The sequence below is a fragment of the Ruminococcus sp. genome, from assembly GCF_024691275.1.
In the GTDB taxonomy this organism is placed as follows: domain Bacteria; phylum Bacillota; class Clostridia; order Oscillospirales; family Ruminococcaceae; genus Ruminococcus.
In genome coordinates this window covers 1-9,192 of record NZ_JAILNU010000079.1, presented here as the reverse complement: position 1 = coordinate 9,192, position 9,192 = coordinate 1, and the positions used below count along the sequence as shown (strand labels likewise).

Below are 9,192 nucleotides of genomic sequence, written 5' to 3'. Positions count from 1 at the left end.
GTGGTAATCTGTGTTATAGTATTCATAGCGGATCAGCTAACCTCCTGTTGCTTTTATCTTCGCAACTTAACTGTAACACAGGTTTATGCTGCTCCGCTATCTTTTTTTGTAATTTGTCTCACATCTATTGTAATCCTACATGGAGAAATATTATCGGTAAAGTCAAAGAGGACTGCACCTCTCGGCGCAGTCCTCTTTAATTTAAGAAAGAAAAATGTGATAACACTAAGAATACTTAGCCCTTTACACCACCAAGCGCAACGCCTTCGATGATGTACTTTGAAAGTAAGAAATATGCGATAAGTATTGGTACTACCGTCAGGAAGAGTCCTAAGTAGACACATCCGTATTCCGTCTTATACGCGTCACCGTTAAGAAGCGATACCATCATTGGCATTGTGTACTTATCCATCTTTGTGATAAGTATCTGCGGCATAAACAGCTGGTTCCAGCTGGTTACGAATGAGAAGATTGCCTGTGTAGCCATAGCGGGCTTCATCATCGGGAGAACGATCTGGTTAAAGATTCTGAATTCTCCTGCGCCGTCGATTCTTGCAGACTGAAGGATCTCCATCGGAAGTGACGGGATCATGTACTGTCTCATGAAGAATACAGTAGTTGGTGCTGCGATAGCGGGAAGTATAAGAGGAAGGTAGCTGTTTGTCCAATGTATTTTATACATGAACTGATAGAAACCGATACTTGTTACCTGAGCAGGTATCATAAGAACTGCCATGATAAGTGTGAAGAACGGCTTTCTCAGCTTCCAGTCATAAGCAACGAGTGCAAATGCTGTCATTGTTGAGAAATACACATTACAAGCAGTCGAACCTACTGATATTATCAGCGAGTTTTTAAAACCATTCAGTGGATTGAATCCTCTTCCGAAGAGGAGGCTCCAGTTTTTGGAGAATTTTTCAAAACTGCCCGGGATAATCGACATAGCGTGCTGCTGGATATCAGCAGAGCTTCTTGTCGAGTTCACCAGCATGATAACAAATGGGAACAAGCTGAGAACGGTAAGGAGGATACAGAACGCATATGCAAAAATCTTAAATGCAATGGTTCCCGGCTTTTTATTTACAACTGCCATTGATTCAATCCTCCCTTTGCAGTTCTACGCGCTTCTTTTCTGGCCTTCTTTATCTCCTTATCAGCTTTGATCTGGTCTTTATCACGCATGATATAGAACAGAACAGCGGAGCAAAGTGCAATGATGACCCACATGATCATACTTGCGGCTGAAGCTCTGTTGTACAAGTAGCTGTTGGAGAATGCCTGGTTGTAAATGAATACACTTGTTGTAAGTGTAGCTCTGTCAGGTCCGCCGTTAAGGAACAGGAACGGAATATCGAACATATTAAGTCCGCCGACAAGGCTTGTTACAAGTGTGTACAGTAAAACTGTCTTTAAGTTTGGTATAGTTATGCGGAAGAAGGTCTGTATACCGTTCGCTCCGTCAATATCTGCCGCTTCATAGATGTCAGGGCTGATACCGAGAACACCTGAGATAAGAACTATCATTGTATTTCCGTACCATGTCCAGAACTGAATGAACGCAACGATCAATCGTGCGGCAGTCTTACTTGTGAAGAAGTAGTATGAAGAATCTCTCAGACCGTTACTTACGAGAAAGTCGTTGATTGGTCCTATAGGATAATTGAAGAGTGTGTGATACAAGATCGCGACTGTTGCAGCCGTAATGATGTTCGGCATATAGAAAACGACTTTGAAAAATCCTTTTCCCTTTATCTCATTACTGTGTGATGTGAACCACGCTGTAAGAAGAAGCGCAATAGTTATCTGTGGGAAAAAGTTCATCATCCATATAGCTATTGTGTTCTTGATAGATACACGGAATGAATCATTCTCTAAAATAGACTTGTAGTTAGCAAAGATATCATCTGTAAGGAAGTGATAATTTTCGTTATTGACACCTCTGCAATCTGTAAAGCCGAGTGTAGCTGTATATATTGTCGGATACAGCGTAAATATCAAAAATGCAGCAACAAAAGGAATACTGAACAGATATCCGTATTTAGCATAACTAATACCCTTTAGCTTCGTTTTCAAAGCCGTAAGCCTCCTTTTTATTTTGAGTGCTGTACCGCAGCATTATACGGTACAGCACTATAGATTTTATTACTTGATGTCGAGCTCGTCTGCAACTTCCTGCTTGAAGTCCTTGATAGCAGCATCTCTGCTCTTCTTGTCTCCTGTGTACTGACGAACCTGACCACGCCACTTCTGGTTGATCTTCTCGTCGTACTGAGTGAGGTTCTTACCGTTTGCAAACTGGTTTGCAGGAACGAATACGTCGAACATATTCTGTCCGCCGAGGAAATCGAGAGAACCGTCAGACATAGCCATAACTGTACCTGAAGCTACGCAGTCCTTAGTACCGCCTTCGCCGTTGAGAGTACCGTTAGCCCACATATACTGGAGACCGTCCTTTGTGCAGTCAAGTGTGATCCAGTTGATGAGTTCGCCTACAGCTTCCTTCTTCTGGCTGTCCTTGTTAGCGATGAGCCATGTACCGCCCCAGAAGAAGCCTACGTTTGGTTCACAAACGCCCCAGTCACCGTATGTGCCTTCGCCAGCCTTAGAACCGCCGCAGTTATCAGCAAGAGTGTAGTTGATGAGCCAAGCAGGACCATAGAAACCTAATACTTTCTTTTCTCCCTCATCTCTCATATCAGCCTTCCAAGCCTCTGACCAGTCTTCTGTATCGTTGTGGTAGTTGTTGTCCTTGAGCTTCTTAGAAAGGTCGAGGAATTCCTCACGCTTTGTGTCGATTGTGAGCTTGTCATCAACGATCCAGCCCTTGTCAGAACTGTTCTCAACAGCGTGCCAGATATCGCCGTCGCCTGATACGATAGCGTAGCCCTTAGCCTTGAGCTCCTCAGCTGCCTCGAAGAACTTATCCCACTTACCTGTGCCGGCACCGATCTTCTCAGCTACCTTAGCCGGATCGTCACTGCCGAATGTATCCTTAGCGATAGAACGTCTATAGATGAATGCGCCGCCTGTAGCCTGGTATCCAAGACCAACTACATCGCCGCTTGGATTTGTACCGATCTCAACGGAGTACTTAGCGATATCAGCATCAGCGATAGCCTTGTCGATATCAATTCCGAGCTCCTTGTAAGGAGCAGCATAGCTTGCCATATCGCCCTGTGTATACTTGAGAACGAATGCAGCCTCTGCGCAGAAGAAGTCAGGAGCGTCCTTGCCGCCAGCCTGAAGTGCCTTATCAAGAGCAGGCTGATAGTTACCGTCTGTTGTTGGGATAATTGTTGGAACAACTTCATACTTAGCTGCGAAATCAGGGTGTGTCTCCATGTACTTGTCAATCATCTTAGGAACTTCATCTGTGAATGTCCAGAGATTGATAGTTTCCTTCTTACCTGAAGAAGATGATGAAGAAGATGATGATGATGATGATGAACCGCTGCCAGATGATGAATTGCCTTCATCGTCCTTCTTGCCGCAGCCTGTAGCTGCCATAGAAGTTGCGAGAAGTGCGATTGCTGAGATGACCGATAATGCTTTTTTCATTTTTCTTGACCTCCAAATAAATAAAAATTGGTTAAATATCAATCAGCCTTAAAGACTGAAAAGAACATTGTTTACGATTGACTCGAGCATTTCCTGTCTGCCGCTTGAAAGTGAAGCAGTTACCTCGCCCTTTTCAAGAGCATACTTTTCAAGTGAAGCAAAATCTGCCTTGCCTGCGATGATATCAGCACCGATACCTGTTGTCCATGACGCGTATCTGTCGTCAACGAACTTGTCGATACGACCGTCCTCAATGAGCTTGAGAGCAGCTCTGAATCCGAGTGCGAATGCGTCCATACCTGCGATATAGCTGTAGAAGATATCCTCAGGTGTGAAGCTTCCTCTTCTTGCCTTTGCGTCGAAGTTGAGACCGCCGTTTGTGAAGCCGCCTGCCTTGATAACTTCGTACATACACATTGTTGTATCATAGATGTTTGTCGGGAACTGGTCTGTATCCCAGCCGAGAAGCGGATCGCCCTGGTTAGCGTCGATAGAACCGAATACACCGTTGTCTCTTGATACACGGAGCTCATGCTGGAATGTGTGCTGAGCAAGTGTAGCGTGGTTAGCTTCGATATTCATCTTGAAGTCCTTATCAAGACCGTACTTTCTGAGAAAGCCCAGAACAGTAGCTGTATCGAAATCGTACTGATGCTTTGTTGGCTCCTTTGGCTTTGGCTCGATGTAGAAGTCACCGTTGAAGCCGATAGAACGTCCGTACTCAACAGCCATCTTCATAAGACGTGCCATATTGTCGAGCTCAAGGCCCATATTTGTGTTGAGAAGTGTCTCGTAACCCTCACGGCCGCCCCAGAATACGTATCCGTTACCGCCGAGCTTTACTGTAGACTCAAGAGCCTTCTTGATCTGTGCAGCTGAGAATGCGAATACATCAGCAGAAGGAGATGTACCTGCACCGTGCATGAATCTTGGGTGATCGAAGCACTTAGCTGTACCCCAGAGGCACTTCTTGTCGCCCATAACCGACTTCATGTAGTCTGTAACGATATCGAGCTGAGCGTTTGTTTCCTTTAAGTTACCGTACTCAGGAGAAAGGTCACGGTCGTGGAAGCAGTAGTAGTCGATGGAAAGCTTATCCATGATCTCCTTAGCTGCATCTACCTTAGCCTTTGCTCTTGCAGCAGGATCAGCCTGACCCCATGACTTATCTGTTGTGCCGCAGCCGAACATATCTGTTCCGTCGCCGCCCATTGTGTGCCACCATGAAAGTGCGAACTTCAGGTGCTCACGCATCTTCTTGCCGTTGATGACCTCATCAGGATTGTAATACTTGAAAGAAAGCGGATCTGTGCTATCCTTTCCCTTATACTCAATTTTACCGATATTGCTGAAAAATTCCATATTATCCTCCATAATTATACATTTATTTTCAGAGCTGTGCATTCCTTGCCGTTCAGCTTTGTGCTGAGTTCATCAGGCTGTGAAGTTCCTGCATAGAGGGTGAACTCCCTGCCTTCCTTTACCCATTCGCCATTTTCATTGACTGCCATGAAGGCTCTTTCAGGGACAGTGATCTGTACGATCTTGCTCTCACCTGCGTCAAGTGCGACTCTCTTGAAGCCGCAGAGGCTGTGGTTTGGAACTGCGTTCTCCGAATAGCCTTTGATATAAAACTGGACAACATCTTCAACTGCACGGCTGCCTGTATTCGTGATCTTTACAGAAGCAATGCCGTCTGCGAAGGTGAGCTCCGAACACCTTGTTTCGGAGTAAGTAAGTCCGAAGCCGAAGGGATAAAGTATATTTCCCTCCGAATATCTGTAAGTACGGTTCTTCATGCTGTAATCCGTAAACTCAGGGAGCTTTGAAGCATCCTCATAGAATGTTACGGGAAGCTTGCCTGAAGGAGATACCTTGCCGAAAAGTATATTCGCAAGAGCTCTTCCGCCCAGCTGACCGGGATACCATGCGTGAATGAGTGCATCGCAGTCTGCTTCAACATTTATAGCGCTGCCTGCGGCAGTAACTATTATAACAGGCTTGCCCACAGCCATTACCGTCTTAACTAACTTTCTCTGTGACTCGGGAAGTCTCAGATCATTCTTGTCGCCTGAGGAGAATTCGTTTCCTGTATCTCCCTCTTCGCCCTCTATAGTAGCGTCAAGACCTACGCAAAGAACAACAATATCCGAATGTTCTGCGATTATTGCAGCTTCTGCAAGTCTGTCATCAGGCTGACCAAGATTCATGCATCTGTCCTTGTAAAGGTGACTTCCCTCGGAGAAAAGGACTCTTCCGTCGAATGCTTCACGGATACCGCTGAGGAACGTAAAATATTCATCAGCTCTGCCGTTGTAGTTTCCTTCAAGAGCAGGGACACTGTCGGCATTTGGTCCGATAACTCCGATAGTCTTGTATTTACTGCCGTCGAGCGGCAGGATACCATTATTTTTCAGGAGCACCATTGAACGCTCCGAACATTTAAGAGCGTATTCCTTGTGCTCGTCACAGGCTACGATATCATAATCAAGATCATCGTATTCTGTTGACTTGTCAAACATACCGAGTCTGACTCTCGTCCTCATCAGCTTGATGCACGATTTTCTAAGGTCTTCATCATTTATAAGTCCTTCATTATATGCTTCAAGAAGATGGAGATATGTATTACCGCAATTGAGATCACAGCCTGCCTTCAGAGCCATTGCTGCTGATTCGGGAGCTGTCTTTGTCACGCCGTGATTGGTGTGGAAATCTCTTATTGCCCAGCAGTCAGAAACGAAATGACCATCAAATCCCCACTCCTCAAGCTTCTTCATCAGGAAGCTGCTTGCGCAGGCGGGTTCGCCGTTTACACGGTTGTAAGCACCCATAACACTTTCGACCTTTGCTTCTTTTACAAGAGCTTCAAAGGCTGCGATATAGGTCTCGGTCAAATCCTTCATATTTGCTTTTGCGTCAAACTCATGTCTTACTGCCTCAGGGCCGCTGTGTACTGCAAAATGCTTTGCACAAGCTGCTGTTCTGAGGACTTTTCCGTCACCCTGAAGTCCCTCTGTGTAAGCGACTCCCAGTCTTGATGTCAGGTACGGGTCTTCACCGTAGGTCTCCTGACCTCTTCCCCATCTTGGATCACGGAAAATGTTTATATTCGGGGACCATAATGTAAGTCCCTTGTAGATATCACGGTCACAGTGTTTAGAATACTCATTATATTTAGCACGAGCTTCAACAGAAGTTATCTCTCCTGCCTTGCGAACTGCTTCTTCATCAAACATTGCTGCAAGTCCGATAGCCTGCGGGAACATAGTAGCAGTTCCTGCTCTTGCAACGCCATGCAGACCCTCGCTCCACCAGTTGTAAGCAGGTATCCCCAATCTGTCTACACTCGGAGCATCATACTTGAGCTGTTCAGCCTGTTCCTCAACAGAAAGCCTGTCCGTAAGGTCCACAGCTCTTTCAAGCGCGGACAATGCTTCGTCCTTATACTTATCCATAAGCATTCCCCTTTCCAAAAATAATATTAAATTTTGCTTACGAACTCCTCAATGACCTTGTCGGGAGCCCAGTCGGTATTTGAAAGTTCCCACTTTTCCCTGATAGAAGCTGTTTCTCCGGGCTGATAATCTTTCAGCTCACCCAGAAGTTCGCATTCAAGGAACAAATCATTGGTGTAAGTTTCGAAGTTACAGCAGAAATCAGGATATTCTGTCAATTCATAGCTATCAAAACTCATTCTGAAAACTTTTCTGTCATTTACATAGACTATCTGTTTTCCTGTAACGTTAAAGCCTGCCTTGAAGGCTTTCTTTTCCTTTGGATCCTGCCTGAGAAGAGCGTATTTATCGGTAAGTATAAAACGTTCATCGCGTATATTGGAGTAGCTCCAAAGAGCCATCGTCCTGTTAGGAAGGAAGCCCTTATCCTCTCTGCAAAGAGGAATTATCTCGGTTCCGCCTGCCGCAAGTCCTGTAACAGACCACGGAGCGAACTTAACAGGCTTATCGGAGCAGTTTGTGATCCTGTTTTCAATAATCACTGAGTTATCATCACTCATTGTGATAACAAGCTCAAACTGCTTGTCGAATTTGGTTTTAGCAGGCGTAAGGATAAGTGTGGTTCCGTTGAAATCAGCTTCGACCTTTGAGTTGTCGGGGAGATAAGTCTCGGGCATCACTTCAGGAGCACACCATATTCTGTGTCCGCCGTAAGCATACCATACTCCGTAGCCGTTGTTGATCTCATAGAAATTTCTGTCAACGTCCTCGAACAGAACGTTTTCGCCGTCCGTAAAACCAAAGAAAACGATTCTTGGTCCCACATCTATGGTACAGATCAGTTTGATCCTGCCATTATCGAGACAAAGACATTTTCCATAGTTTTTATAATCGGTATCATAACATTTAACAGACATCACACATCACCTTTCGTTTGCTCTAATGATATTATATACCACTTTGACAATTTATACTAATCAATTTTTGCGGCTGTGTAGTCAAGAATTGCTAAGATTTACACAATTTCTTCAAACTCCCTTTACAAATATTATGATAATGTTGTATAATAAGGTCAAGAAAGTCAAAGCTTTGTGAACATTGACATATTTTTCACAACAATATTTGGTCAAGGAGGCTAATCATGATTAAAAATCTGTCCGGCGATTACGAAACGGTAGAATATGAAAACCAACGATTTGTCATGCTCTATGATAATGACGAGGTGGAAGAATACCCTACTCACTGGCATAACGCCGTAGAAGTCATAATCCCCTTGCATAACGGTTTTACTGTCACAGCAGGCGGCATAGATTACCACCTGAACGAAAAAGAGATCATTATTATTCCGCCGGGTGAACTCCATTCTATGCCTGCGCAGGAAGGCAGACGAATCATTTTCCAGTGTGATAACAGCATAATAAGCGATATTCCCGCTCTTGAAGCCATTGTCCCCGTGTTCTCCCAGGCGCTGCACATCACTCCCGACGTTAGCAAGGAACTATATATACTGTCACGCAAGAGCATACTTGATATCTACTCCGAATACTATTCAAAATCTGCTCTCGCCGATGTAAAAATATACATTGATCTTATAAAAATGCTTACTGCTGTTCGTGAGTTCCAGCTCACTCAAGCCGCCGATGCTTTTACAGGTGCCCCCACCAACCGCGATGATACCAAAAAATTCAGCATGGTGATGAAGTACATCAACCAGAACTATATGTACGAGATCCCCCTCGAAAAGATCGCATCTATCGCAGGCTACAGCAAATACCACTTTTCTCGCATCTTCAAGAAATACAACAACGTATCATATATACAATATATCAACAGTAAGCGCATTAAAGCCGCGGAAAGGCTGCTCATCGACCCGAATCTCTCCGTTACGGAAGTCGCTATGCGAGCAGGCTTCGCAAGTCTGACGACCTTCAACCGCGCATTCAAAAAAGCCAAGAACTGCACACCAACAGAGTTCAAGACACTGTACAAAATATCAGATCATACATGAAAAAAGCTGTGATGAATATTCATCACAGCTTCAGCTCGTCAAAAAACCCCGCATTAAACCTCAAATAACAACAAAAAAGCTCTTCATGAAGCCACATGGAGAGCATATTTTTTGATATTCATTGCAGCAAACTTAAGCCTGACCCATTTTGAAACTTGGGAGAGGCCTCTG

At 44.6% G+C, this 9,192-nt stretch carries 7 protein-coding genes; 1 reads left to right on the top strand and 6 read right to left on the bottom strand.

The window, feature by feature from the left end; all coding sequences use genetic code 11:
- Nucleotides 1–235: 235 nt before the first annotated feature.
- The 6 genes from K6G33_RS09410 to K6G33_RS09385 form a co-directional block, all read right to left on the bottom strand.
- Complete coding sequence (locus K6G33_RS09410) at nt 236–1,093, bottom strand: carbohydrate ABC transporter permease (RefSeq protein ID WP_296778722.1); 858 nt, start codon at nt 1,091–1,093, stop codon at nt 236–238.
- The gene (locus K6G33_RS09405) at nt 1,081–2,073 is read right to left on the bottom strand and encodes a carbohydrate ABC transporter permease (protein ID WP_296778721.1); all 993 of its coding nucleotides are present in this window, start codon (nt 2,071–2,073) and stop codon (nt 1,081–1,083) included. The genes K6G33_RS09410 and K6G33_RS09405 overlap by 13 nt, the downstream gene beginning before the upstream one ends.
- Nucleotides 2,074–2,142: 69 nt before the next feature.
- Nucleotides 2,143–3,558: an extracellular solute-binding protein gene (locus tag K6G33_RS09400; protein ID WP_296778718.1), complete on the bottom strand. Its 1,416-nt coding sequence runs from the start codon at nt 3,556–3,558 to the stop codon at nt 2,143–2,145.
- A gap of 48 nt (nt 3,559–3,606) precedes the next feature.
- Nucleotides 3,607–4,920 (bottom strand): xylose isomerase, encoded by a 1,314-nt coding sequence (gene xylA, locus K6G33_RS09395; RefSeq protein WP_296778716.1) that lies wholly within the window; start codon nt 4,918–4,920, stop codon nt 3,607–3,609.
- Nucleotides 4,921–4,934: 14 nt separating this feature from the next.
- Nucleotides 4,935–7,013 (bottom strand): glycoside hydrolase family 3 C-terminal domain-containing protein, encoded by a 2,079-nt coding sequence (locus K6G33_RS09390; protein ID WP_296778713.1) that lies wholly within the window; start codon nt 7,011–7,013, stop codon nt 4,935–4,937.
- A 26-nt stretch (nt 7,014–7,039) separates the two neighbouring features.
- Nucleotides 7,040–7,930, bottom strand: a complete 891-nt coding sequence (locus tag K6G33_RS09385; protein WP_296778712.1) for a hypothetical protein — start codon at nt 7,928–7,930, stop codon at nt 7,040–7,042.
- A gap of 224 nt (nt 7,931–8,154) precedes the next feature.
- Here K6G33_RS09385 and K6G33_RS09380 point away from each other — a divergent pair, with 224 nt between their 5' ends.
- A complete protein-coding gene (locus K6G33_RS09380) occupies nt 8,155–9,021 on the top strand; it encodes an AraC family transcriptional regulator (RefSeq protein WP_296778709.1) in 867 nt (288 codons plus the stop codon).
- Nucleotides 9,022–9,192 lie beyond the last annotated feature (171 nt).

What these genes read in the sequence shown, in the direction of transcription:
- K6G33_RS09410 (WP_296778722.1), bottom strand. Translation starts at nt 1,093, where the DNA reads ATGGCAGTTGTAAATAAAAAGCCGGGAACCATTGCATTTAAGATTTTT.
- K6G33_RS09400 (WP_296778718.1), bottom strand. Translation starts at nt 3,558, where the DNA reads ATGAAAAAAGCATTATCGGTCATCTCAGCAATCGCACTTCTCGCAACT.
- xylA (WP_296778716.1), bottom strand. Translation starts at nt 4,920, where the DNA reads ATGGAATTTTTCAGCAATATCGGTAAAATTGAGTATAAGGGAAAGGAT.
- K6G33_RS09390 (WP_296778713.1), bottom strand. Translation starts at nt 7,013, where the DNA reads ATGGATAAGTATAAGGACGAAGCATTGTCCGCGCTTGAAAGAGCTGTG.
- K6G33_RS09385 (WP_296778712.1), bottom strand. Translation starts at nt 7,930, where the DNA reads ATGTCTGTTAAATGTTATGATACCGATTATAAAAACTATGGAAAATGT.
- K6G33_RS09380 (WP_296778709.1), top strand. Translation starts at nt 8,155, where the DNA reads ATGATTAAAAATCTGTCCGGCGATTACGAAACGGTAGAATATGAAAAC.